This is a genomic window from Palleronia abyssalis, from assembly GCF_900302445.1.
GTDB classification, from domain to species: Bacteria; Pseudomonadota; Alphaproteobacteria; order Rhodobacterales; family Rhodobacteraceae; genus Palleronia; species Palleronia abyssalis.
Window position 1 is genome coordinate 156,535 of record NZ_ONZF01000005.1, and the last position, 24,711, is coordinate 181,245.

General features: G+C 61.1%; 25 protein-coding genes. 7 read left to right on the forward strand and 18 right to left on the reverse strand.

What is annotated here, in order from left to right; translation table 11 throughout:
* Positions 1-97 precede the first annotated feature (97 nt).
* A complete protein-coding gene (locus tag PAA8504_RS12745; RefSeq protein WP_108894570.1) occupies positions 98-1,699 on the forward strand; it encodes a hypothetical protein in 1,602 nt (533 codons plus the stop codon).
* On the opposite strand, the gene PAA8504_RS12750 is transcribed toward PAA8504_RS12745, so the two are convergent.
* The 13 genes from PAA8504_RS12750 to PAA8504_RS21805 form a co-directional block, all read right to left on the reverse strand.
* Positions 1,672-2,169, reverse strand: coding sequence for an A24 family peptidase (locus PAA8504_RS12750; RefSeq protein WP_108894571.1), 498 nt, complete (start codon positions 2,167-2,169; stop codon positions 1,672-1,674). The genes PAA8504_RS12745 and PAA8504_RS12750 overlap by 28 nt on opposite strands.
* Positions 2,169-3,029: a tetratricopeptide repeat protein gene (locus PAA8504_RS12755; RefSeq protein WP_108894572.1), complete on the reverse strand. Its 861-nt coding sequence runs from the start codon at positions 3,027-3,029 to the stop codon at positions 2,169-2,171. Before PAA8504_RS12755 ends, PAA8504_RS12750 begins: the two co-directional genes overlap by 1 nt.
* A gap of 41 nt (positions 3,030-3,070) precedes the next feature.
* On the reverse strand, positions 3,071-3,619 hold the full coding sequence (locus tag PAA8504_RS12760) for a tetratricopeptide repeat protein (RefSeq protein WP_370739689.1): 549 nt from the start codon (positions 3,617-3,619) through the stop codon (positions 3,071-3,073).
* Positions 3,620-3,625: 6 nt separating this feature from the next.
* On the reverse strand, positions 3,626-4,606 hold the full coding sequence (locus tag PAA8504_RS12765; protein WP_108894574.1) for a type II secretion system F family protein: 981 nt from the start codon (positions 4,604-4,606) through the stop codon (positions 3,626-3,628).
* Positions 4,607-4,609: 3 nt separating this feature from the next.
* A complete protein-coding gene (locus PAA8504_RS12770) occupies positions 4,610-5,578 on the reverse strand; it encodes a type II secretion system F family protein (RefSeq protein WP_108894575.1) in 969 nt (322 codons plus the stop codon).
* Between the two features lie 3 nt (positions 5,579-5,581).
* Positions 5,582-7,009 carry a TadA family conjugal transfer-associated ATPase gene (locus tag PAA8504_RS12775; RefSeq protein ID WP_108894576.1) on the reverse strand — a complete coding sequence of 476 codons (1,428 nt, stop codon included), beginning with the start codon at positions 7,007-7,009 and terminating at the stop codon, positions 5,582-5,584.
* A gap of 1 nt (position 7,010) precedes the next feature.
* Positions 7,011-8,261: a CpaE/TadZ family protein gene (locus PAA8504_RS12780; RefSeq protein ID WP_108894577.1), complete on the reverse strand. Its 1,251-nt coding sequence runs from the start codon at positions 8,259-8,261 to the stop codon at positions 7,011-7,013.
* Between the two features lie 161 nt (positions 8,262-8,422).
* Entirely contained in the window at positions 8,423-9,085 is a 663-nt protein-coding gene (locus PAA8504_RS12785) for an OmpA family protein (RefSeq protein ID WP_108894658.1), read from the reverse strand.
* A gap of 5 nt (positions 9,086-9,090) precedes the next feature.
* Positions 9,091-10,497, reverse strand: a complete 1,407-nt coding sequence (locus PAA8504_RS12790) for a type II and III secretion system protein family protein (protein WP_108894578.1) — start codon at positions 10,495-10,497, stop codon at positions 9,091-9,093.
* 170 nt (positions 10,498-10,667) lie between these two features.
* Complete coding sequence (cpaB, locus tag PAA8504_RS12795) at positions 10,668-11,498, reverse strand: Flp pilus assembly protein CpaB (RefSeq protein WP_108894579.1); 831 nt, start codon at positions 11,496-11,498, stop codon at positions 10,668-10,670.
* A 158-nt stretch (positions 11,499-11,656) separates the two neighbouring features.
* Complete coding sequence (locus PAA8504_RS12800) at positions 11,657-11,863, reverse strand: Flp family type IVb pilin (protein WP_108894580.1); 207 nt, start codon at positions 11,861-11,863, stop codon at positions 11,657-11,659.
* A gap of 141 nt (positions 11,864-12,004) precedes the next feature.
* Entirely contained in the window at positions 12,005-12,196 is a 192-nt protein-coding gene (locus tag PAA8504_RS12805; RefSeq protein WP_108894659.1) for a hypothetical protein, read from the reverse strand.
* A 165-nt stretch (positions 12,197-12,361) separates the two neighbouring features.
* Positions 12,362-12,556 (reverse strand): hypothetical protein, encoded by a 195-nt coding sequence (locus tag PAA8504_RS21805; RefSeq protein ID WP_146190493.1) that lies wholly within the window; start codon positions 12,554-12,556, stop codon positions 12,362-12,364.
* A 276-nt stretch (positions 12,557-12,832) separates the two neighbouring features.
* On the opposite strand from PAA8504_RS21805, the gene PAA8504_RS12815 reads away from it, so the two are divergent.
* Entirely contained in the window at positions 12,833-13,645 is an 813-nt protein-coding gene (locus tag PAA8504_RS12815) for a lytic transglycosylase domain-containing protein (protein ID WP_245897630.1), read from the forward strand.
* A gap of 21 nt (positions 13,646-13,666) precedes the next feature.
* On the opposite strand, the gene PAA8504_RS12820 is transcribed toward PAA8504_RS12815, so the two are convergent.
* The 5 genes from PAA8504_RS12820 to tldD all read right to left on the reverse strand — a co-directional run bounded on the left by PAA8504_RS12820 (position 13,667) and on the right by tldD (position 20,970).
* On the reverse strand, positions 13,667-14,290 hold the full coding sequence (locus PAA8504_RS12820; protein WP_108894582.1) for a 3-oxoacid CoA-transferase subunit B: 624 nt from the start codon (positions 14,288-14,290) through the stop codon (positions 13,667-13,669).
* The gene (locus tag PAA8504_RS12825) at positions 14,290-14,994 is read right to left on the reverse strand and encodes a CoA transferase subunit A (protein ID WP_108894583.1); all 705 of its coding nucleotides are present in this window, start codon (positions 14,992-14,994) and stop codon (positions 14,290-14,292) included. The genes PAA8504_RS12820 and PAA8504_RS12825 overlap by 1 nt, the downstream gene beginning before the upstream one ends.
* A gap of 480 nt (positions 14,995-15,474) precedes the next feature.
* Positions 15,475-18,147 carry a type I DNA topoisomerase gene (topA, locus tag PAA8504_RS12830; protein ID WP_108894584.1) on the reverse strand — a complete coding sequence of 891 codons (2,673 nt, stop codon included), beginning with the start codon at positions 18,145-18,147 and terminating at the stop codon, positions 15,475-15,477.
* Between the two features lie 76 nt (positions 18,148-18,223).
* On the reverse strand, positions 18,224-19,348 hold the full coding sequence (gene dprA / locus PAA8504_RS12835; RefSeq protein ID WP_108894585.1) for a DNA-processing protein DprA: 1,125 nt from the start codon (positions 19,346-19,348) through the stop codon (positions 18,224-18,226).
* Positions 19,349-19,548: 200 nt separating this feature from the next.
* Positions 19,549-20,970 (reverse strand): metalloprotease TldD, encoded by a 1,422-nt coding sequence (tldD, locus tag PAA8504_RS12840; protein ID WP_108894661.1) that lies wholly within the window; start codon positions 20,968-20,970, stop codon positions 19,549-19,551.
* A 244-nt stretch (positions 20,971-21,214) separates the two neighbouring features.
* On the opposite strand from tldD, the gene coxB reads away from it, so the two are divergent.
* Genes coxB through PAA8504_RS12865 form a run of 5 tightly spaced genes read left to right on the forward strand, consistent with a single transcriptional unit; the run spans position 21,215 to position 24,660 of the window.
* Positions 21,215-22,162: a cytochrome c oxidase subunit II gene (coxB, locus tag PAA8504_RS12845; RefSeq protein ID WP_370739690.1), complete on the forward strand. Its 948-nt coding sequence runs from the start codon at positions 21,215-21,217 to the stop codon at positions 22,160-22,162.
* An 11-nt stretch (positions 22,163-22,173) separates the two neighbouring features.
* On the forward strand, positions 22,174-23,106 hold the full coding sequence (gene cyoE / locus PAA8504_RS12850; protein ID WP_108894586.1) for a heme o synthase: 933 nt from the start codon (positions 22,174-22,176) through the stop codon (positions 23,104-23,106).
* Complete coding sequence (locus PAA8504_RS23005) at positions 23,103-23,294, forward strand: cytochrome c oxidase system small membrane protein (protein WP_108894587.1); 192 nt, start codon at positions 23,103-23,105, stop codon at positions 23,292-23,294. The genes cyoE and PAA8504_RS23005 overlap by 4 nt, the downstream gene beginning before the upstream one ends.
* The gene (locus tag PAA8504_RS12860) at positions 23,294-23,851 is read left to right on the forward strand and encodes a cytochrome c oxidase assembly protein (RefSeq protein WP_108894588.1); all 558 of its coding nucleotides are present in this window, start codon (positions 23,294-23,296) and stop codon (positions 23,849-23,851) included. The genes PAA8504_RS23005 and PAA8504_RS12860 overlap by 1 nt, the downstream gene beginning before the upstream one ends.
* Before the next feature lie 17 nt (positions 23,852-23,868).
* Positions 23,869-24,660 (forward strand): cytochrome c oxidase subunit 3, encoded by a 792-nt coding sequence (locus PAA8504_RS12865; protein WP_108894589.1) that lies wholly within the window; start codon positions 23,869-23,871, stop codon positions 24,658-24,660.
* Positions 24,661-24,711: the final 51 nt, after the last annotated feature.

Sequence of the window (24,711 nt, forward strand, 5' to 3'; positions counted from 1 at the left end):
CGCCGCGGTGCGTCCGCCGGACGGGCGTGCGTTGCGCTTTCCCTTCGTGGCCGGCGGAACGGGCGATACTAAGGCGAAAAGGTGAAGGAAGACGGGAATGACCCCCAGATTGTTCGCGATCCCGACGGTCTTTGCGTTCGCGGTAATCCTAGGTGTGACCGCGCTGAACCTGTCGACCGCGGCCATCTACGGCACCCAGTTCGAGGGGGACGTGATCCATTTGATGGACATCGTCCTTCGCATGGCGGTCGGTGAATTGCCGCATCTTGATTTCATGACCCCCATAGGCATCCTGGCCTTTGCCCCCATCTCGATTTTCGTCGCGACGGGGGTCGAGCCCGGTCATTCGGTCTTCTTGGGGCAGGCGGTCGTCGCAGTTGCGCTGACCCCCTTGGTCGTTTGGGTTGCTGTGAGCCGGTTCGATGGCTGGCTTCGGCTGATCTATGTCGCTGTGGTTCTGGTCTTTGCCCTGGGCTTGGTACAGGGGACGGCAAGCCCCCAGGTCTCTTTGTCAATGCATTATAACAGATGGGGCTGGGCGCTGGCCTTCGTTGCATTGCCCTGCGCAATGCTCCCATCGAGAAGACACCACGGACTTGCGGACGCCCTCGCGATCGCGTTGCCCCTTGCCGCATTGATCCTGTTGAAGGCGACTTTCGCGATCGCGTTGATCCCAGGGATTGTCGCGCTTTTGCTGGGCCGACGGCAGTATAAATGCTTGGCCCTGGGACTGGGGATCGGGACGTTCGCTCTTGCGGGCTTCACGCTTTGGTCCGGTCTGGAGTACTGGTTTGCCTATAGCGACGATCTATTGGCAACCGCCGGATCGGCCTCCCGGGCGTACCCTGGCCTGCCAATCGACAAGATGATCGTCGCGCCGGATCATCTGGTGGGTCATGCAGCGATACTGGCTTCAATCATTTTGCTCCGCCGGATCGGCGACAGGGTCCTGGGGCTGGGTCTACTGCTGCTGGTTCCAGGATTCGTCTATATAACATGGCAAAATTTCGAGAATGACCCTGTATGGACCGCAATCGCCGGTATTGTGCTTCTTGCCAGCAGTGGCCAGTCGGCCAGGCCCAACCAGGGGCTGGTGATCGCTGCCGTCGTGCTTCTGGGCGTTTCAGCCCCTTCGGTGGTGAATATTGCGTATTCCCCGATCCGCAATGCCAGCGCAGACCCCGCCGAGTACACCGAGCTGATCCCCGGACATCACGACCTGTTGACCCTCGAGTTCAGGGCCCGGCGGATGGACCTTCGGGTCTATGGCACCGAACAGGGGAGCGCGGATTTCAGCTTTGCAGATATTGGCGCCGATCTGCAGGGGGGTGCCGAGGCACGGTGTACGCTGGAGCTTGGGTTGGCCCGGTGGCTCGGCCTTGCCGCAGAGGAACTGGAAACGACAGGGTTCGGCCAAAAGCGTGTGCTCGTCGCGGATCTGATCGGTCCGCTATGGCTGTTCAGCACTGATTTTCCGAGGTTGGCGGGCTCTGCCCCATGGGTCTATGGCGGCGCGCCGGGGCTCGATATGGCAGAAATGCTGCTTGTGCCGACCTGTCCCACGTCCCGTGCGACACAGACGATGATGCTCGAATTCCTCGCGAACGCGGGATACGCTCTTGAACGATTGCATGAAACAGACCGCTACGCCCTGTACGACCTTCGCCCGGATCAGCCTATTGCGGCGAACGTGAAATAGAGGCTGAGCGTCGGCCCCAGTGCCAACCCCATGGGGAACTTCGGATTTGTCCAGCTTTCCCAGTGGGGCAATGCGTTGCGCACTCCGGGGATTGCCCGCAGCACACGGTGCGCGATGAACGTGACCAGAAGGATCACGGCCAGAAGATAGATCACCGCAACGGCATCCTGTGGCATGATAAACGGGGTGGCCGCCGCGATGAATTTCGCGTCACCGGCCCCCAGAATGCCGCCCGCATTCAGTGCGAAACCGATCGCCAAGGCGATTATGCCGAACAGGAGATGCCAGGCAAATGTCGACACCGGGAACGCGAAGGCGCCAGAGGCGAGAAAGACGGCGATCAAACCGATGACCGCATTATTTCTGATCTTCATCGAGCGTATATCCGACAGTGCCACCCAGATGCAGAAGGGCAGGGTGAGCACCAGGAACGTCACGGCGGCCCCTTGGGGCAGGGTCAGGTCGAACATCAGTTCCGGACGTTGGACGACAGCGCCTCAAGCGCAGTATGAGCTACGTCGAAATGTTGCGGGTGCGTTTCGATCGCCTCGCGCAGAAGCCCCTCACCGACGGCGACGTCGCCCTGCTTGATGGCGGCTAGGGCCAGCGTGTGCAGAAGCTGGGCGCGCTCGGTCTGAGTCGTCTGCACTGCAGGCAATGTATAGTTACGCTGGGCCCCACGCGCGAGCGCGATGTTGTTCTTTGCGGTAAAGAGGTCGGGTTCATAGGAAAGTGACTGGGCGAACAGACGCTCGGCCTCGGCATAGGAACCCCGGCTCAACTTGGAGAAACCCCAATTGTTGAGCACGCCCGCAGGCGCATTCGTAAGACCGACCGCGGTTTCATAGAAGCTGTCCGCCTTGGCCCAATCGCCATGGCTGTCAGCAATCATCGCTTCGAGTCGATAGCGTTTGTAAGGCCGAAAATTAGGCGGTAGTTGGTTGACCTGTCGTTCGGCCTCGGCCCACTCGCCGCTGCGGATCAGGGCATCGGCCAGGGAAAGCGTGTCTTCCTCGGTGGCCTCCTTGTGGTTGGTCACCTTCATCCAAACGGGGATGGCTTGGCTAGGCTGCTTGGCTCGGACCAGTGCCTTGGCTAGGTTGCGCTGCAGGTCGATGCGCCCGGGGTCTTGGCCGGTCGCCCTGCGGAAATAACTAACCGCCTCGTTGGGGTCCGCCGATGACAGCATGAGGTCGTTGAGGTTCGACTCGTCGACCACGTTCAGGTCTTTCAGAGCACGGTCCACCTCGGCAGAGCCGGAGCGTCCGCCACAGCCCGACACCATGACCATTGCGCCCAAACAGAGCGTTGCGAGAATCCTGTGGCGCATTTTGACTGCGTCCTTGTCTGCCCGATCCCGGCTTGCGCTTCTCAGGTCGCGGACAGCAGCCTGTAGTTGCCGTTACCGCGACGAACGAGTGCGAAGCTCATGTTCTCCTGGGGAGTGTAGACGGAATTGTCGGCCAGAGATAGCGCCCGGGTCAGATTGGCGCGGATATCGTCACTTTGGCCACTATCGGCAGCAAAAGCTGCCCGGAAGAACAGGCTGGCTTCGGCGACCCGCCCCGTTTCCATCAGCACGACGCCCAGATTGTTCAGCGCCGGGACGAAGCTATCGTCCTTTTCAATGGCTTCGCGGAACCGATCCTCCGCCTGCCCAAGCCGCCCAAGTTTCAGATCCGTCGCCCCCAGGGCCGAAAGAACATCTGCCGTCATTCCGATCTCGGCCGCTTTGCGCAGATAGGCCTTCCGCGCGAGCTCATATTCTCCGGCTTCCATAAGCCGGTGGCCCACGACTAGTCCGTCGACGATGTCGGCATTTCGATCCACGCCCGGGGGGACGGCGCTAATTGGCCGATCCGGAAGCGCGCCGGTGCAAGAGGATAGCAGCAGCACAAGGATCGAAACACAGATGCGCAATTCGGATTACTGTCCCATTTTTCCCAGAGTTTCGGCGATGTGGTAGACGGATGGCCCCAAAAGGATGATCAAAAGCGGCGGCACCGTCAGCATCATTGTCGCCAGGGTCATCTTCGTCGGCAGTGTATTCGCTTTTTCTTCCGCGCGCATGACCCGCTTATCGCGCATCTCCTCGGCATAGACCCGCAAGGCTTCCGCAATCGAGGTACCGAAGGCGGCGGACTGGATCAACACGGTTACGAAGTTCGAAACGTCCGACACGCCGGAACGTTCGGACATGTCCCTGAGCACTTGCGGTTTGTCCTTCCCGGCCTTGATCTCCTGGCTGACCATTTCGAACTCGTCAGCAAGCGCTGGGAAGCCCGCCCGGATCTCTTTCGACACCCGGGCGATGGCGTGGTCCATCGACTGACCGGCTTCCACGCAGACCAACATCATGTCGAGAGAGTCGGGAAACCCGTTGACGATCTGCTCCTGACGTTCCTGCAATCGTTTCGTGACCCAGTATTTCGGAAGGCCATAGCCGATAGCCCCGGGGACGACGGTGTAGAGCATCATGTTGGTCGTCGAAACTTCGCCGCTTGAACTGCTGGCGATCGCGTAGATCAACCCGAATGCCAGGAAAAGCAGGGCCAAGGCAAACTGCGCGAAGTGGAACAGGCGCACGGCGTTCGCCCCGCGATACCCAGCGCGGACCAGCTTCAGCTTTACGGCTGAATACTCCTCGGCGTTCTGAGGCTCGAGGAAGGTCGAGTATTTTTCCAGTTTCTCGTGTCGCCCGTTGTCCAGCCTGAGGGACTGGCCGTCCGCAGTCTCGGCACGGCGCACTTCTCGCGCCATCTTCTGGAACTTTTCCATCGGATCGGGGCGGCGTTTCAGCAAGACCAGCAGAGCGATGGCCACAAGCCCAATCCCGATCGCCCCAGCGACAAGCAGCGGTCCGAGGGGGCCAAATAGCTGGACGATAAGGTCGGTTAACGCGGACATGGGTCAGACCTTAATATTCACGAGGGCCTTCATCACGAAGATGTTGGCGATAAGGAAACCGGCCACTACGACACAGGCAGGAATGAAATAGACCGTCTCCTTCACCTCGTCGAAATATGTCGGCTGGATGACATTGATCATGATGAGCGCGCCGATGGGAAAGATCGACAGGAACATGCCGGACCATTTGGCCTCGGCAGTGATGGCCTTGACCCTGCGAAACAGTTTGAACCGCGCGCGGATTACCTTGGCGAGGCCATGCAGAACCTCTGCGAGATTGCCGCCCGATTGCTGTTGAATGGTCACGGCCACGGCGAGAAAGCGCAAATCCTGCATATCGAGCCGTTCGGCCATGGATTTCAGAGCCTCGCCGACATCGCGGCCATACGCGCTCTCGTCCGCGATCACACCCATTTCCGAACCCAAGGGATCGGGCACTTCCTTGGCGACGGCGTTCAACGCCGAAGAGAACGGATGCCCGACACGCAGGCTGCGCACCATCAGTTCGACGGCATCCGGCAGTTGTTCTTCAATGAGGGCCATTCGCTTCTTGGCCTTCTGGTTGACCCAGACAAACACCCCTCCGAAACCTATGGCGATCGCGCAAACGATGCGCACCGGCGTCTGGGCGCCGGTTCCCAGCGTCAGACCGGTATAGGCCAACAGGGAAAAGGCGATCATCACGCCTATAAGCTGCGCGGGCGTGAAGGCGATATTGGCCTTCTGAGCCTTGGCCGAAAGCAAAGAATAGAGCGGCAGCTTCCGGCCCTGCATGTGCTGCGTCATTTCCTTGCGAAGCTGCTGCAGGACTTGTTCGCGACCTTGCCCCTTGTCCAGCATCTCCAGCCGGCGATTTACCCGGGAATTCAAGGAAATCGACTTGCCGAAGACGGTCAGGTAAACCCCTTCGACCAGAAGCAGGACGGCCGCGAAGATGACGCCGTAGACGATCAGTTCCGTCGGGATCTGCATTGCTTAGCCTTTCACCGGCTCGTAGATATCAGCCGGCAAGTTGAAGCCCCACATCTTGAACCGCTCGGAAAAATGGGATCGGACGCCGGTTCCGGTGAAATGCCCGAGGATCTTGTTGTCCGGGGTCAATCCAGTGCGTTGGAACCGGAAGACTTCCTGCATCGAGATCACGTCGCCCTCCATGCCGGCGACTTCAGTGATCGAGGTCATGCGTCGCGTTCCATCCTGCAGACGGCTGGCCTGCACAATCAGGTGAACGGCCGACGCGATCTGGCTTCTGACGGCCTTCAGGGGCATCTCGATCCCTGCCATTGCAATCATGTTCTCCAGGCGGCTGACTGCATCGCGGGCCGAGTTGGCGTGAATTGTCGTCATTGACCCGTCATGCCCGGTATTCATGGCCTGAAGCATGTCGATGACTTCTTCGCCGCGGGTCTCGCCGACGATAATGCGGTCGGGACGCATGCGCAGGGCGTTCTTGAGGCAATCGCGCTGACTGACGGCGCCCTTGCCCTCGACGTTGGCCGGGCGACTTTCCATCCGTCCCACATGGGTCTGTTGAAGCTGAAGTTCTGCGGTGTCTTCGATCGTCAGAATGCGCTCGCTATTGTCGATGAAGGATGAAAGCGCATTGAGTGTAGTCGTCTTGCCGGACCCGGTACCGCCCGAAACGATGACGTTCAGACGCGTGGAAACCGCAGCCTCAAGATACAATGCCATTTCGTCGGTAAAGGCGCCAAAACTGACCAGGTCAGAAATCGCGAGCTTTTCCTTCTTGAATTTACGGATGGAAACCAGCGATCCGTCGACGGCAATCGGGGGCACCATGGCGTTGAAGCGGGAACCGTCGGCGAGGCGCGCGTCCACGTAAGGATTAGATTCGTCCACCCGCCTCCCGACCGCCGAGACGATCTTGTCGATGATGCGCAGAAGGTGACGTTCATCCTTGAACGTGATGTCCGTCAGTTCCAGCCGGCCGCTGCGTTCCACGAATATCTGCTGCGGGCCGTTCACCAAGATATCGTTTACGCTGTCGTCCTTCAAAAGCGTCTCAAGCGGGCCGAGACCCTTCACCTCGTCATAAAGTTCCTGGTTCAGCTGCTGCCGTTCGTCGCGATTCAGAACAACCCCAAGGTCTCCCAGGGCCTCGGATGAGATCGCCATGATCTCTGCCTTCAGGTCCTGCTCGTCCGCTTGGTCCAGCGCGGCGAGGTTCAGGTTCTCGAGAAGTTCCTTGTGCAGCTTAACCTTGATATCGCCCAAACGCTCTTTCCGGCGCTTGTCCCGGTCAGGAGGGGCGACCTGCGCAGCCGACTGCCGCATCGGGCGGACGTTTTCGGGCAGCTTGGTCTTCGGGAGCTCCGAGTTCTGCGCGGGCAGAGCGGCGGCCCGGGAAGGAGGTGCTCCCGTCTTCTTGTATCGAGAGAACATCTCAGGTCTCCAGCGTGCTGCGGTTTAAATTATGGGCCGATTCCGCGAGCTTCAGGATCTCTTTGCGGAGAGGGTTCTTCTTGGCCGACACCGCCAAGGGAAGGCCGCCGTCATTCGCCTCCGTCACAGCCGCGCCGCCATCGGGAAGATGCACCTCGATCGAGACACCCAGGCTTTCGGCAAGGCGCTTGAGACGGCTTTTGCCGGTCAGATCCATGAATTTTGGTGCGCGGTTCATGATGAAACGCAGCTTCTCGAACGGAAGATCCTCTGCACGCAAGGCGCGTATCAGCCTCAGGGCGTTCTGCGCGGAACGCATGTCGATCTGCATCAATGCAAAGTAAACATGCGCACGATTTAGGACGGTTTCGGTCCACTGAACGACCGTCGACGGCATGTCGATTACGACATAGTCGAACTGAGAACAGGCGATATCCAGAAGCCGGTCGACTTCGTTTTGCTGGAGCATGTCCAGGGGCAGCAGCTCCGGCGGCGATGTTAGAACGTGCAGGCGGTCGTCATGCCTTACCATCGCCTGCATCAGGCTTTCCGCGTCCATCGTTTCGGTCTCGGACAGAAGCTCTATCACGGCATCGCGCTGTGGCACATCGAGGTAGGTTGCGACGGCGCCCATCTGCAGGTCCAAGTCCAAGATGCATACCCGGGGCAGGGAAGGCCCCCCGAGCTGGCTGAGCTCGTTTGCAAGGTTGACGGCAAATGTGGTCGCCCCGACACCTCCCGCCAAGCCGTGAACCGGAAGCACCACGCCGTTGCGATCCGTTCCACCGGTCCTGACCTGAAGCACCGTCGCGGCATTCGCCTTGTCGTGGTCAGGCGCTGTAGCCGGTTCCGGCTTCGATAGCCTGTCGATCGCATCCTGCAACGCCCGATCCGGGATCGGATAGGGAATGAATTCTGCCGCCCCGAGCCGTAGAAGCCGGTGCAGAAGCATTGGACTTATGCCTTCGGCGATCAGCAGGACCGATATGTTCTTGGCGACCGCGGTACTGATCAACTGGGCGATGCTATCGGCAGCTGCTTCATCCTCGCGATCGAGCGCAAGTGCGATGAAACTCAGCGTCTCGGAATCGGGTTGGGTCAGAAAGGTCCCGGCATCCTCGATCGACAGATCCCCCCATGCCTCGCCGAGTGCCATCTCCATGTCCTCGATCAGAATTTCGAAATTCTGAATATCCCGAGATACCGTACAGGCGTGGATCGCAGAACTCTCTGCAAGGGCTGCACTGGTCATGCTGTCACCATTCCATTCAGACTTCCGGCTGAATAACCGCCCCGCGAAACGGACTCGGTCTTTGCCTCCGGAACGATGGTGGTGGAGAATGTGGGCGACATTACGGCCGAAAAGCCGAAACTATCCGACATTCCTGAACGATGGGGTGTGACGCGGCTGTGTTAGTCGCTTTCCCCGCCAATCCCGGTGCCGCTGTCGGCCTCGACGAACCGCGATTCGACTTCGGCGCTCGCGATATACTCGCGGGCAATCAGCTCTGCATACTTGCCATACATCAGATCACCACCCGACCCGGCGAACCCAGACACTTCGGTGATCGTGCGCCTGTTGGCCCGTTCGCGGCCTTGGGTGACGATCAGCGGTTGTGTCTCCCCGAAGGAGACAAGGGCCGCAAGACGGGCGCGATTGACGCCGTTCCGGACAAGCTCTGCTACAACGGCTTCGGCCCGCCGACGACCCAAGGCTTCGTTATACGAAATTGATCCGACGAGGTCCGTGTGGCCGTACACCCTGAACGCGACTTCCGGGAATTGACGTATCCAAGCGGCCTGACGGGCAATGGTTGCGCGCGCAGTCGAGCTGAGGGCTGCACTGTCGAACGCAAAGGTCACCATGGTGTCGACTTCGGCCGAGAACCGATTGTTCAAACCTTCGACCTGCGTAATGCGCCCCGACTGGACCATCAGGTTATTCATCGTCGCGTTGCCAAAATACCCCTGATCCAAACCAGAGCCTAGCGGTGCATTCGGACCAAGCGGGCCAGGGGAAGCACAGCCCAGCAAGGCTAGAACCGAAACGGCAGAGGCCGCGGTATGAAGTTTCATGAAGTTCATTCCATCACGTAGCCGTAGGACCCCGAGAAATCCTGACGGGCAACTTCGCCTGCCGCACCGGGCAAAACTCTCCGCGTACCGCCTTGTCCCTCGGTCTTTCCGAAAAGGAAGAATTCACGTTCCGTGGGGAGGGTCACGCGGTCGGTCGGTAGCGCGAGGGCCTCGCCCCGCACCGGCGAAACAAGATGCGCCGTGATAATGATGACGAGTTCGCTTTGGTTGCGCGTATAATCGGCCGATCGGAACAGCGCGCCCAGGATCGGAATATCGCCGAGCCATGGGACTTGGGAAGACAGGTCGCGGAAATCGTCCTCCAAGAGACCGGCGATCGCAAAACTCTCTCCGTCGCGGAGTTCCACGGTCGTCTCGGCTTCCCTGCGGGAAAAACCGTCGATGCTGAAGCCCGAAAGCGTGACCCCGACAGTGGGGTCGATACTAGACACAGCGGCCTTCAGTTCGACATTGATCATGTCGTTTGCCAGGACCGTCGGAATGAAATTCAATTCCACGCCAAACGGCTTGTAATCGATGGCTATGCCATCCTCATCCTGGATCGGAATGGGGTATTCCCCGCCCGCCAAAAAGTTCGCAGCCTGTCCCGACAGCGCGGTCAGGTTGGGTTCGGACAGGGTGCGGACCACGCCCTTCGTTTCCAGTGCCTCCAGCAGGATCTCCAGCTGCAAAGAATTGCCACCGAAACTGAATCCGAAGGCCCCGGCAGCTTCGTCCGACAGCTCGATCGGGGTGCCAATCCCATTTTCGTTTGCTAGGTATGTCCCAGTTTCGGCCCGGAAATCCTCGGTTCCGATCGCCACGGAGGAGGCCAAACGCTTCGAGACCGAGCGGGCCATTTCGGCGAACCTGACCTTCAGCATAACCTGTTGTGTGCCGCCAACCGACATCAGGTTCGACACCCGTTCGGGCGCATACCGCTGCGCAAGCTCCAAAGCGCTGTCGAGTGCAATGATGCTGGACACTGTTCCGGACAGGACGATCCCGTCGTTTGCGGTTCGCACTTCGATCCGCTCGTTGGGAAGAATCTGGCGGAGCCGCTCTTTGAACTCTCCCAGATCGGGGACGACTTGGACGTCCACATTCGTGATCAAGCGCCCCTCGGCATTCAAAAGCGTGAGAGTCGTGCGCCCAGGCGCCTTCCCCAAGACATAAACGGTGCGATCCGACAGCGTCGAAATATCGGCGATCGCGGGGTTCGCGATGCTGAGTTCGGCGAAAGGAATGTCGCTTTCCACGACGACCGCGCGGTTCATGGGAACGCGCAGGGTCGAAGCCGTGCCGCTCGACAGGACACGCAAGTTTTGCGCCTCTGACGAAACGGGGCTCATATTAGTTAGGGCGGCCACAAGGCATATCGCCGCGACCTTTGGGAAACTGCCGAATGTCATGTGATCCTGCCTCTGTGATCACCGGGTGCAGGTTTTCTGCCTGCTTTTCCCATCACAGTGCGATCAGAATACGCACGATGCAACATGTGGGCGGTCTTCGTTACGCTTTGCGGTGATAGCGCAACACTCTTTTCTGATATGAGCGCGTCGTGACCTTACGCCACCGTGCATCAATTCGTGCAGGGAATAGCGATCTCGACGACCTCCGACCCGCGCCGAGTTCGGATGACGCACGATTCGGGGGCGGCGGGTTCGGCTTTCGGAACTTCGGCTTTGATCCCAAGCAGTTGTCTTTGGTCAATCTCCACCGCGGCCGAAACGGTTTCATCGAGTGCGCCGACAAGCGCAAGCGACAGACGGCCGCTGGATTGGGCCTGGGCCAGCGACGCAACCTGGTGGGACGACGCTTCGACCGTCACTGTTCGCGCAACGGCCGCTTCGGCCCGCTCGGCGTCGGCAGATTGGTCGACGGCAATGATACGGACATTCGTGTCGATCAGTTTCGTGACGTTCGCCCGCCCATCAGGCAAGTTGCCGGTCCAGAATATATCAACCCGGTCGTCCGGCCGGAGAAACCCAGACACACCCGATGTCACGTCGACGCTGATCGCGAAGGCGCGTTTGCCGTCGGACAAGCGCGTGGCGACGCCCGCATCCTCGCCCGCATTGGTCACCTTCGATGCCAGGACGGGCTCGTTCGCGGACATGGCGCGAAGAACGGTCCGCGGCACGTCGAACCCGCGCGGGAAGAGGACGTCTGATTCTGTGAACGTTCCTACGGGCAGAATTTCCGTGGGGAGGGAAATATAGGCCAGATCGTCCGGCGTCAGACGCTCTCCGTATTCGATGTCGCGTGAGACGGCGATGACTTCGGTCATCGGGATGGCCGGCGTGGTGCCCGACTGCGCTTCGAGGGACGCGACATAGTCTTTGGCCATGAAGACCGCAAACCCGGCAAGCCCGAGGCCGCAGATCAGGACGGCTGCAAAAAGTATGCGCATTTCGAGACTCCATTCGAGAACGTTAAGACCGAGACCAGCCCATCATCGCTGCAGAATTACGCCGGGATGCGGGCGGGATTTCGTGAACCTGGAACGCATCGGGCACCCCGCGAAAGCGGAGTGCCCGAGTAAGCACTGCAGCTACGACGGGCGACGCCTTATTCCCCGGTGGTGAATGTCTTATTCACGGTCGAGCCGGCGAGTTCCTGCGAGATGCTGTTGGTCGCGGTTTGGGTGCCCGTTCTGACTGAGCTGAGCACCGCGATGCCTAGGCCGACAACGGCTGCCGTCAGCACGACCCAGTCAACGGTAACTGCGCCGTCTTCGTCGTTGCGGAACTTCTTGGTGATCTTGAAGAATTTCATGATATTTTCCTCTTCTCAGGTTTTCCCCGGGATGGGGTATATTGCTGGTTTCTTACGTTTGACGGATTCTGTGGCTGGATTTGGGCAATGCTCCGGCCATTTCGCGATTTTGCCCGGACGAAGTCCCGCTCGGATGGGGCCTTACGGGAAGGTCGTGGTCACGGTGGTGTTGCTCATGTGGGTGGAGACGGCTGACGTGACGGTCGACGTCCCGGAGGTGACGGAACTGAGGACGGCGACCCCCAGCCCGACAACGGCAGCGGTCAGGACGACCCAGTCGACCGTTACGGCGCCGTCCTCTTCAGCGAAAAACTGTAGGAGACCGCTGCGCATATTCATCTAACAACTCCAAGGTTCACGATCCCGGCGCGTCCATGCACCGCTACTTTGAGTAAATTCACCCGGCTTTCGGGCAGGAATAGGGCGATGATCGTATCAATTCGGGACATTTTTCAGAGAACCCGTCGCAATCAGGGAGGACTGCGGGGATTGTTGGTTTCACGGGTACTGGGACGTGATCGTGAAGCCGTTGTAGTGCGTGTCGCCGCGCGAACTGACACGGTCGCCCTGATCTACCGAACTCAGGACCATGACGCCGACGAACAGTACCGTCGCCGCCTGCATTGCCCAGTCCGCGGTGAACGCGCCGTCTTCCGAGCCGATGAAGGACCGGACTTGATTTCTAAAGGACATTTTCTTTCCCCATTCCGCTTCCCCTCGACGATGGTTTACCTCTGAGGCGGGAGCAGGACCTTCGAAGGGCGTCTCGGCGACCTTTCCCAGGCCAACGGCCATCAAGACGTCGCAATCTGCGCCCATATGGCGACGGTCGCCCGATTTCGGGCCCAATTTTCCTTTCACACGTTTGCGCGGGCCTTTTCGGACGGCATCCTTTGGGGGAATCAAAGTTTGTATCGGGACCGGCCAATGACGCGACTGACGATCCCCTTATGCGGATTGATCGCTTTCATGGGACACGCGAGTTTTGCGGATGAACCCGCGCCCTTCCGCGACTTCACGTTCAAGCGCGTGGGCGTCCCGCAAGCTGGGTCGAAGCGAATCACGGTCCAGATTGATCCGGAAGAACAGGCCCGTTGGCTGGCCGCGCCGTCGAAGGCGCCGGGCTCCGCGCCGCCGCTGGTCGCGAAAGGGGAGGATACCGTACCGCCCGTTCCTCGGGATACGTCGTATTCATGGTTCTGGGACTCCGTTCCCGTCAACGGACTGGGGGCGGACGGCCTTCGTCCGGCGCTGGGCGTTCTGGCCAAACCGCCGTCGGGCAAACGCTCTCCCGTTTACCGGTTGTCGCGCATGAAGGAGATCGCGGACCGCCACGGTGCCGACCTTTTGCGGGCGACTGTCGGCACCAAGGTATCACCAGCTTTGGCCCTGGCTGTCATTGCAGTCGAGTCCGCGGGCAAACAGAAGGCGGTAAGTCATGCCGGGGCGCAAGGTCTGATGCAGCTGATGCCCGCGACGGCCGAACGCTTCGGGGTATCGGACAGCATGGATGCCGCCCAGAACATCAAGGGGGGCGTCGCGTATCTGGATTGGCTGATGGGGCGCTTCGCACAGGACCCAATCTTGGTCCTCGCCGGATACAATGCCGGCGAGGGGGCCGTCGACCGCCATGGGGGCGTGCCACCTTATGCCGAGACGATGGACTACGTTCCAAAGGTCTTGGCCGCGTTTCAGGTTGCGAAAGGCCTTTGCGCGACGCAACCGATCCTCGTCTCGGACGGATGTGTCTTTGTCGGGGACCGGATGGCGAAGGCGGACTGACGCCGCCTTTGGACCTTCGGTTCAGACGAGCGTGGCTTCCGTCGCCGCCCGGATATCGTCCTCGGACACCCCATCGGCCGTTTCGACGATCTTCATGCCGCCCTCGACCACGTCCAGCACGCCCAGGTTGGTGATGACGCGGTCGACGACGCCAGCACCGGTCAGGGGCAGCGTACACTCCTTCAGAAGCTTCGATTCACCTTTCTTGTTCTGATGGTCCATCACCACGACAACGCGCTGCACACCGGCGACCAGGTCCATGGCCCCGCCCATGCCCTTGACCAGCTTTCCGGGAATCATCCAGTTCGCAAGGTCCCCGTTCTCGGCGACTTCCATGGCGCCCAGGATGGCGCAGGCGATCTTGCCGCCGCGGATCATTCCGAACGAGGTCGCGCTGTCGAAATATGCGGTGCGCGGCAATTCGGTGATCGTCTGCTTGCCGGCGTTGATGAGGTCGGGGTCTTCCTCGCCTTCGAACGGGAAGGGGCCCATCCCCAGCATTCCGTTTTCGGACTGTAGTGTGATGTCCTTGTCGCCGATATAGTTGGCGACCAGTGTCGGAATGCCGATCCCGAGATTCACGTATGTGCCGTCTTCGAGTTCGGCGGCGGCCCGTTCGGCCATCTGGTTGCGGTCCCAGGGCATCAGGCTTCCTCCCTCTTGCGCATGGTGCGCTGTTCGATCCGTTTCTCGTGATCACCCTGGATAAGGCGGTGAACGTAGACGCCGGGCAGGTGGATGTGGTCGGGCTCGAGGCTACCGCGGGGTACGATTTCTTCCACCTCGGCCACGCAGATCTTGCCGCACATGGCGGCCGGCACGTTGAAATTGCGCGCAGTCTTGCGGAAAATCAGGTTGCCGGTGTCGTCGCCCTTCCACGCCTTCACGATGGCCAGATCGGCGAAGATCCCGCGTTCGAGGATATAGGTCTCTCCGTCGAACTCCTTGTGCTCCTTGCCCTCGGCGATCTGGGTTCCCACGCCGGTCTTCGTATAGAACCCGGGGATCCCGGCGCCGCCTGCGCGCATCCTTTCGGCCAAGGTGCCCTGGGGATTGAATTCGACTTCCAGTTCGCCCTCTAGAAACTGGCGCATGAATTCGGCGTTCTCGCCCACATACGAGGACATCATTTTTCGGACCTGCTTCGAGGCCAGGAGGATGCCGATCCCGAAATCGTCCACGCCTGCGTTGTTCGAGGCGAAGGTAAGGTCCTTCACGCCGGATGTACGGATCGCGTCCAGCAGCAATTCGGGAATGCCGCATAGTCCGAAGCCCCCGGCGGCGATGAGCATGTCGTCGCGCAACAGACCGTCCAGCGCGGCCTCTGCAGTGTCGTAGATCTTCTGCATTGGGTCCCCCTTGTTCCGGACCTGTTATCCGCCTGCCCCGGGGCCGATGTCAACGCGCCCCCGGGCCGTGGCGGATCAGTCGCAAAGCGCGCCGTCGGACACCAGCCTAAGCCGTTCCCCCGGACTCATCCGCGTCGGAAACCGCTGTGACAATCCGGATGTCGCGCAAGTCCGTCTCGGGCGTGATCCGCGGGCCCTAGGCGTTGCGAACGTCCTACTAGAATCGCGAATCTCGCAGCATATCCGCCGGTTCGAAGGCTAATCTCATGGAAATTTGCGCGTTCCGTCCGAGGTCAATACCTTCAGGGCATTGCCCTGATAGCGCGTCATTGGCCCTGCGCGCGAAGAGGTGTCCGGGAGCCTCGTCCATGAACCACGACGGGCCTTTCGGCGAATAGTCCAGATATATGCCGAAAGCCCATCACGGGCGATGTCGTGCCAGATTCACCGGCGGTACCAGGTCCTGACCCCGCTAAAGGTTCAGTCCGACTTCTTGTCCTTCGCCGCAGTTTTCTTCGCGCCGGCCTTTTTGGGGGCCGCCTTTTTTGGCGCGGCCTTCTTTTTAGCGGGGGCCTTCTTGCCCGACTTTGCCTCACGCTCGGCGATCAGGATCACCGCCTCATCGATCGTGATGGCTTCGGGATCTGTGGTCTCGGGGATTGTGGCGTTCACTTTCTCCCACTTCACGTAGGGGCCATAGCGGCCCTTCATGACGTTCACCGGCCCGCCACGGTCGGGGTGTTCGCCCAATTCGCGCAAGGGCGCCGCCGGGGCTGCCTTGCCGCGTTTGGGCTTGTCGGCCAGGATTTGGACGGCGCGGTTCATGCCGACCTCCCATACGTCATCGACAGATTCTAGGTTGGCATTGGTTCCACCTTTATGGCTGATCGTGTCGGCGTGCTTGATGTAGGGTCCGTAACGTCCGATATTGGACCAGATCATCACCCCGTCTTCGGGATGCGGCCCGATCTCGCGCGGGAGCGCGAGCAGGCGCACCCCTTGCTCCAGCGTTAGCTCCTCCGGTGTCCAGCCCTTCGGAATCGATTGGCGCGGGGGCTTCTTGTTCTCTTCCGTCACTTCGCCGCGCTGCACATAGGGGCCGAAGCGGCCTTTGAATACACGAATTTCGTCGCCCTGATCCTCGCCCAGCAGCTTACCGTCAGGCGGTATCGCGGTCTCGGCCTCGGCGTCCGAAAGCGGCGGACCGAAGGGTCGGGTAAAGCGGCATTCTGGATAGTTCGAACACCCTATGAACGCGCCGCCCGAGCGTGCGGTGCGCATCGACAGGCGTCCCTCGCCGCAGTTCGGACAGAGACGCGGATCGGTGCCGTCTTCCTTCGGGGGGAAGAGGTGCGGCTCGAGCACCTCGTTGATCTTCTCAAGGACCTCGGTGATCCGCAGCTCGGAGGTTTCCGATATGGCGGCCGAGAAGTCGCGCCAAAATCGTTCCAACAGGCGCTTGTAATCCTCGTCACCGGCCGAAACGTGGTCGAGATCCTCTTCGAGATCGGCGGTGAATCCGTAATCCACATAGCGGCGGAAATAGTTCTCGAGGAAGGCGATCACTAGCCGCCCCTTGTCCTCGGGGATCAAGCGGTTCTTGTCCTTGCGGACATATTCGCGGTCCTGAATCGTCGTGACGATCGAGGCGTAGGTCGAGGGTCGCCCGATCCCAAGCTCTTCCATCCTCTTGACCAGCGTAGCTTCGGTATAGCGGGGCGGGGGCTGGGTGTGGTGCTGGAGCGCAAGGACCGCGCCGTTGTCGGACAGGTGCTTCGTCTCGGCCTTCTCCGAGTCGGATTTCAGACCGTCCTTGGCGAAGGCAGCGGATTCGCCGTGGTGGATCTGCGGCAGGCGGGCGTCGTCGCCATCCTCGGAGGGCTCGTCGCGGCCTTCCTCATAGACCTTGAGGAAGCCGTCGAAGGTCACGACCTGACCCGTAGCGCGCAGGCCCACATTGCCGTCGGGCGACTTGATATCGACCGTCGTGCGTTCAAGCCGCGCGGCCTCCATCTGGCTGGCCAGGGTTCGCTTCCAAATCAGGTCATACAGCTTGCGCTGATCGCTGTCCGAGATGCGCAGATCATCCGTCGCCTTCGACATTTCGGTGGGGCGGATGCATTCGTGCGCTTCCTGGGCGTTCTTCGCCTTGTTCTTGTAAATGCGCGGAGAACCGGGGACGTACTTGTCGCCATAGCGTTCCTTGATCGCATCGCGGGCGCCCTGCACGGCCTCGGGGGCCATGTCGATGCCGTCGGTCCGCATGTACGTGATGAGGCCGGCCTCGTAGAGCCGCTGCGCCGCGCTCATGGTCTGGCGGGCGCCCATGCCGAACTTGCGCGACGCCTCCTGCTGAAGGGTCGAGGTCATGAACGGGGCCGAGGGGTTGCGGGTCGAGGGCTTTGCCTCGACGCTGGCGACTTTCAGATCGCGCGAGGCGACGGCCTGCACCGCCATCTCGGCCTGGGTGCTGTCGGCAAGGTCGAACCGGTCGAGCTTCTTGCCGCCATAGGTCACGAGGCGCGCGGTGTAGGTTTGGCCGCGTGGGGTCTGAAGCTCGGCCTTGACGCTCCAGTATTCGCGGGGGCGGAATGCCTCGATCTCCATCTCGCGCTCGACGATGAGGCGCAGGCAGACAGATTGCACGCGGCCGGCGGACTTCGCGCCGGGCAGCTTGCGCCAGAGCACGGGCGACAGGTTGAAGCCCACGAGGTAATCCAGCGCGCGGCGGGCCAGATACGCCTCTACCAGCGGCGCGTCGACCTGGCGGGGGTTCTTCATCGCCTCGGTCACGGCTGTCTTGGTGATCGCGTTAAAGACCACACGGCTGACCGGGGTGTCCTTCTTGATCGCTTTCCGCGCCCGCAACGTTTCCTCGAGGTGCCACGAGATCGCTTCCCCCTCGCGGTCGGGGTCGGTGGCGAGGATCAGGGCGTTGTCGTCCTTAAGCGCGTCAGCGATCGCCTTGACGTGCTTCTTCGAGTCGGCCCCGACCTCCCATTTCATCGCGAACTCGTGTTCGGGATCGACCGACCCGTCCTTGGGCGGCAGGTCCCGAACGTGTCCGTAAGAGGCCAGAACCGTGTAGTCGGATCCTAAATACTTGTTGATTGTCTTGGCTTTGGCAGGCGATTCGACGACGACGACGGGCATGACGCTCCCTTGTCCGGTTTGGCCGGGTAGATGTGGGGAAGGGCGCTGTCTTGTCAATCGCCGCTTTGTGGGTGCCCTAGCAGGACAGTCGCAACAGACCCCCGGCCTCGCGTTGGATCGCGCCGTCCAGCTCGAGCCGCGTCAGGCAATCCGCAACAGGCCCGGCCGGGAGGCCAAGATCGCGGATTAGCTGATCTTCGGTGCTGGGCGAAGGGCCAAGGCGGTCGAGGATCTGCCGATGGAGAATATGTGCATCGATCAGGGTCCGCTTCGGCGCGATTTCGGGAGATGGCGCTTTGTAGGGTTGCTGTTCTTCCCGGTGCAGCGCTTCGAGGACGTCTTTCGGCCCACGGACCAGCGTCGCACCGTCGCGGATCAACAAGTTGCATCCTGCGGCACGGGCGTCGAACGGGTGACCTGGCACTGCAAGAACCTCGCGTCCCTGATCGAGCGCATCGCGCGCCGTGATCAAGGTGCCCGATTTCGCGGCGGCCTCCACGACCACGACCGCCCGCGCGAGCCCAGAGATCAGACGGTTTCGACGGGGGAAATGGCGGGCAATGGGCTTCATGCCCATGGGTTGTTCGCTGACAAGGCAGCCGTTTTCACCGATTTCCTGTGCGAGGACGGCGTTTTCGGGGGGGTAGATCACGTCGACGCCCCCGGCCATGACGGCGACCGTACCTGTTGCAAGGGTTGCCTTGTGAACCTCGGTATCGATACCGCGGGCCAGACCCGAAATGGTGGCGAACCCGGCATCCCCCAATCCGGTAGACAAGGACCGCGCCATGCGAAGACCCAGCGACGAGGCGTTCCGCGCTCCGACCACTGCGACCGCGGCTCGGGTCAGGGCCGACACATCGCCAAGAACCCATAGAAGCGGCGGTGCATCTGGGAGGTCTGCAAGAGCCTCGGGATAAAGGTCCGAACCGGCGGCGATAAGGGTTGCGCCGGCAAGCTTGGCCCGGTGCATTTCGTTCAGGGCAACTTCGGTGGGGCAAACGCTGTAATCGTCCACACCGGCGGCTCTTGCGATTTCTGGAAGGGCGCTAAGCGCGGCCTCGGCCGACCCATGCTCGGCCATCAGGCGGTAAAACGTAGACGGGCCGACTCGTCTGGAGCGCAAGAGACGAAGCCAGGCCAGGCTATCTTCCTCTCTGAGGGGGGGGATGAGGGGGTGGTTGGAAGGGAGAAACTCCATTGCCCGTCTCGCTCCGTCTCTTGCAAGGACAGATATGCCGTCAGAAAGGTTAATCGCCGGTAAACGTTCTCAGGGAATTTTCCTGCAACGCGTTAATCCTTGAATGAGAACGAATTTTTTCTCATCGCGCCTGATATAAATCGCGGGAACGGGGCGATCTTCCTACCCGTTCTCGTGCGCCGCCCCCGAATCGCGATGTCTCAGGCGGCCGAACCGCCCACCGTAAGCCCGCCTATCAGCAGGCTGGGCTGGCCCACCCCGACCGGCACCCACTGGCCCGCCTTGCCGCAATTGCCGATCCCCGGATCCAGCGACATGTCGTTGCCGATCGCCCGGATCTTCTGAAGGGCCGTGGCGCCGTCGCCGATCAGGGTTGCGCCTTTGACGGGCGTCCCGACCACGCCGTTCTTCACCCGGTATGCTTCGGTGCAAGAGAAGACGAACTTGCCGTTGGTGATATCGACCTGCCCGCCGCCGAACCCGACAGCGTAAAGGCCGTCATCCAGGCCGGACAGGATGCTCTCCGGGCTTTCGGTTCCGGGCAGCATGTAAGTGTTCGTCATGCGCGGCATCGGGGCATGGGCATAGCTTTCGCGGCGCCCGTTCCCGGTCCCTTCGACCCCCATGAGGCGTGCGTTCTGCCGGTCCTGCATGTACCCGACCAGCACGCCATCCTCGATCAGCACCGTTTTGTTCGACGGCGTGCCCTCGTCATCCACGCTGATCGACCCCCGACGATCGGGGATGGTGCCGTCGTCCAGAACCGTCACGCCCGGAGAGGCGATTTGCTGTCCCATCAGACCGGCGAAGGCAGAGGTTCCCTTGCGGTTGAAATCGCCCTCCAGACCATGCCCGATGGCTTCGTGAAGAAGGATGCCCGGCCAACCGGGTCCAAGGACCACATCCATTACGCCCGCCGGTGCCGGTTCGGCGCGCAGGTTGACCAGTGCGATGCGCAGCGCCTCTTGGGTCGTTGCCTGCCAATGTGCCCGATCGATCAGAGGCGTTAGGGCATAGCGCCCGCCGGAACCGTGATACCCCTGTTCGCGTCGCCCGTCCTCTTCGACGATGACCGCAACGTTCAGACGGGTCATGGGACGGATGTCGCGCACGACGGTGCCGTCCGGCCTGAGGATCTCGACCTCTTGGATGGAGGCGGCGAGAGTTGCGGATACCTGGACCACTCGCGGATCCAGATCCCGGGCGAAGGCGTCGATCTCGCGCAGCGTCTCGACCTTGACGCCGAAGGTCGCGTCGGACATCGGATCCTTGTCGATATAAAGGCGCCGGTTCGTGGCCAAGGGACTGGCCGCCATGGTCCCTCCACCGTCACCCACGGCAAGACGGGCAGTTTCGGACGCCCTCAGAAGCGCCGCTTCGCTCAGGTCCGTCGAGTGGGCGTAGCCGGTGACCTCGCCTTTCACGGCCCGAAGCCCGAATCCCTCGGTTGCGTCGTACGCCGCGTTGCGGATTCGCCCGTCATCGAAAGTGATCGCCTCGGATCGCTTCCGTTCGAGAAACAGTTCGCCGTCCTCGGCGCCGTCGGTGGCACCACGCAGGGCACGAAGCGCGGCGGATTCGTCGATCCGGTCGGAAAGCGGGCGGAAGGGTTGATCGGGCATGGAATCCTCGGGGGTCTGGGCTTTTCCATACATATGAACGGTGGCCCTCATGTCCACGCGCGGGACCCGTCCATGCGCCCAAGGAGTCGCACTGCGACGAAAGGGGGCTTCGGGAAAGGCACCCGCGATCTTGCCGTCGCGGACCTAATGTGGTTCTAAGCCGCAATTCCGACCCGGGGCGACCCGTGTGCGTCTATCCGACGTGCCGACAACCGTCCAGACAGAGCCCGACAGGACCATGCCGATGCGCCTACGCACCCTTATGACCGCTCTCTTTCCGATTTTCATGGGACATGCCGCCTTTGCGCAGGAGGGCAACCCGATTGGTGATCTTCCGATCATCGGCGCGCCGTCCGACGGCGGCGTGGGGTTCCAGCCCGCGGTAACGTCTATCGCGGCGGACCTGCAATGGCTCGACGGGATGGTCCTGATAATCATCACCGCCATCACCCTTTTCGTGATCGGGCTGCTGGGCGTAGTCGTGGTCAAATTCAACCACGTCCGGAACAAGACGCCCAAGGCATTCACCCACAACACCCCGATCGAAATCGCCTGGACCATCGGTCCGATCGTGATCTTGATCTTTATCGGCGCCTTCTCCCTGCCGGTCCTGTTCAATCAGCAGGAAATCCCCGAGGCGGACGTGACGGTCAAGACGACGGGTTACCAGTGGTACTGGGGCTACGAGTATGTCGACCACGGATTCGCGTTCGACAGCTACATGATCGGCTCTCCGGCGACCGGCGGGGACAACCGTCTGACGGACGAGGTCGTCGCGCAGCTCCAGGACGCCGGGTATTCGGAAGATGAATTCAGGCTGGCGACCGACACCGCGATGGTCGTTCCAATCGGTGCGACGGTGGTGGTGCAGGTGACCGGGGCGGATGTGATCCACTCGTGGACGGTGCCGTCCTTTGGCGTGAAGCAGGATGCGGTTCCCGGGCGCCTCGCGGAATTGTGGTTCGAGGCCGAGGAAGAGGGCGTGTATTTCGGCCAATGTTCCGAACTTTGCGGGATTGCCCACGCCTACATGCCGATCACCGTGAAAGTGGTCAGCCAGGACGAGTACGAAGCGTGGCTGGACTGGGCGATCGCCGAATACGGCGGGACGCCGCGCCAGGTCGCCGATGCGAGCGATACGGGCGAAGGTGAAGCCGCGCGCCTGATCGAAGACGGCGAAAGCGCCAACTGAAAGCGAGACGCATGACAGACGCGACCAGCATCATGGACCGGGAGTACGAGGCGCAGTTCGGGGACTACTTCGCCCTGTTGAAGCCTCGCGTGATGACGCTGGTCGTCTTCACGGCCTTCGTCGGCATGCTGGTCGCGCCCGTATCCCTGCATCCCTTCGTGGGGTTCTGCGCAATCCTGTTCATCGCGGTCGGCGGCGGGGCATCGGGGGCCCTGAACATGTGGTGGGATGCGGATATCGACGCGGTGATGCGGCGCACGGCAAAGCGGCCTGTCCCCTCGGGCCGTGTGGGTGGCGACGAGGCGCTGGGCATCGGTCTCGCCCTGTCTGGCTTCTCGGTCGTGATGCTGGGCCTGTCGACGAACTGGGCGGCGGCGGCACTTCTTGCGTTCACGATCTTCTTCTACGCAGTTGTTTATTCGATGTGGTTGAAGCGGTCGACGCCGCAGAACATCGTCATAGGCGGCGCGGCGGGGGCCTTCCCCCCGATGATCGGCTGGGTCGCGGCCACCGGATCGGTCAGCCTGGAGTCGATCCTTATGTTTGCGCTGATTTTTCTGTGGACACCCCCGCATTTCTGGGCGCTCGCGTTGTTCATGCGATCGGACTACGACGATGCTGGCGTGCCGATGCTGACGGTGACGCATGGACGTCCGTCCACGCGCCGCCACATTCTGGCCTATACGGTCATCCTCGCGGCATTCGCCATATGGCTCGGGTTCACCTCCGCCGGAGGTCCCGTTTACCTGATTGCAGCCATTGGTTTGAATGCCTGGTTCGTCAAAGGCGCGTGGGAGATCTTCCGCCGTAACGAAGAGATTGCCGAGACGGACAACTATTCGGTCGAGAAGCGGTTCTTCAAGTTCTCGCTCCTGTACCTATTCCTGCACTTCGGTGCGCTTCTGGCGGACGCGGTTCTGCGGACCGCGGGGGTGATCGGATGATCCGGGCAGAGCATGAAATTCATCAGCGGCGCCGGTCACGGAATATCGGACTGGGCATCGTTCTGGTCGGGTTCATCGCGATCGTGTTCGGCCTGACTGTGGTGAAGGTCCAGCAACTCGGCGCAGTTCAAGGCTTCGATCATGTCGTCCGTCCTGAACTTCTTCCAGGCGAGGAGGCCCCGAACTGATGGACTCCAAGACTAAGACGCTCCTGGGCACCGTTGGCGTGATCGTCTTCATGGGGGCAATGGCGTGGGCATCCGTGCCGCTCTATACGTGGTTCTGCCAGGTCACCGGGTATGGCGGAACGACGAACGTGGCCGAGGCTGGGGCAGACGAGATTCTGGACCGCACGGTCAAGGTCCGCTTCGACGCCACGACCGAGAAAGGTATGCCGTGGGAGTTTGCTCCGGTGGACCGGACGATCGAGATCAAGATCGGCGAGACCGGCCTGGCTTTCTATGAGGCGTATAACCCGACAGACAGACCCGTCGCTGGGCAGGCGAGCTACAACGTGACGCCGTTCTACGCGGGTGAGTATTTCTCCAAGATCGACTGCTTCTGCTTCACCGAACAGATCTTGCAGCCGGGCGAGCGCGTCCAGATGCCGGTGTCGTTCTACGTAGACCCGGCCATTGTCGAGGATCGCGACGCGAAATACGTGAAGCAGATAACGCTTTCTTATACCTTCTACGAGATTGACCTGCCCGAAGAAGAACGGCAGGCAAACCTCACGACAAACTGAGCCAGCCGAGGGACGCAATGGCGCACGAAAAGAACCACGACTACCATATTCTTCCGCCTTCGCTTCACCCGCTTGTGGCGTCGGTCGGTGCGTTCGTCATGCTGTTCGGTGCTGTGCAGTGGATGGCGAACGACATCCCTTGGGTTTTCCTCATCGGCTTCCTGATCGTGATCTATTCGATGATCGCGTGGTGGAAGGACGTCATCACGGAATCCGTGGCTGGCGATCACACCCCGGTGGTCCGGATCGGACTGCGCTATGGCTTCATCATGTTCATCATGTCCGAGGTCATGTTCTTCGCGGCATGGTTCTGGTCGTTCTTCAAGCACGCCCTGTATCCGATGGAGACGTTCAGCGAGGGCCAGTGGCCGCCCCCGTCGATCGAGACGTTCGACCCGTGGCACTTGCCGTTGATCAACACCCTGATCCTGCTGTGTTCGGGCGCGGCGGCGACATGGGCGCACCATGCCCTGGTCCACGACAACAACCGCAAGGACCTGGCGAACGGCATCATTCTGTCCGTCGTTCTGGGGGCCATCTTCACGGTCTTTCAGGTGTACGAATACAGCCATGCGGCGTTTGGCTTCTCGGGCAACATCTATGGCGCCAACTTCTTCATGGCGACGGGCTTCCACGGGGCGCATGTGATCATCGGGACGATCTTCCTTTTCGTCTGCTACCTGCGCGTGCGGGCCGGGCATTTCAGCCCTGAAAAGCATGTCGGGTTCGAGGCGGCCGCGTGGTACTGGCACTTCGTTGACGTGGTCTGGTTGTTCCTGTTCGCGTCGATCTACATCTGGGGCTCCTGACGAATTACAGGGTTTTCGGCTCAAAAGGGGCGGCGGTTCAGCACCGGCGCC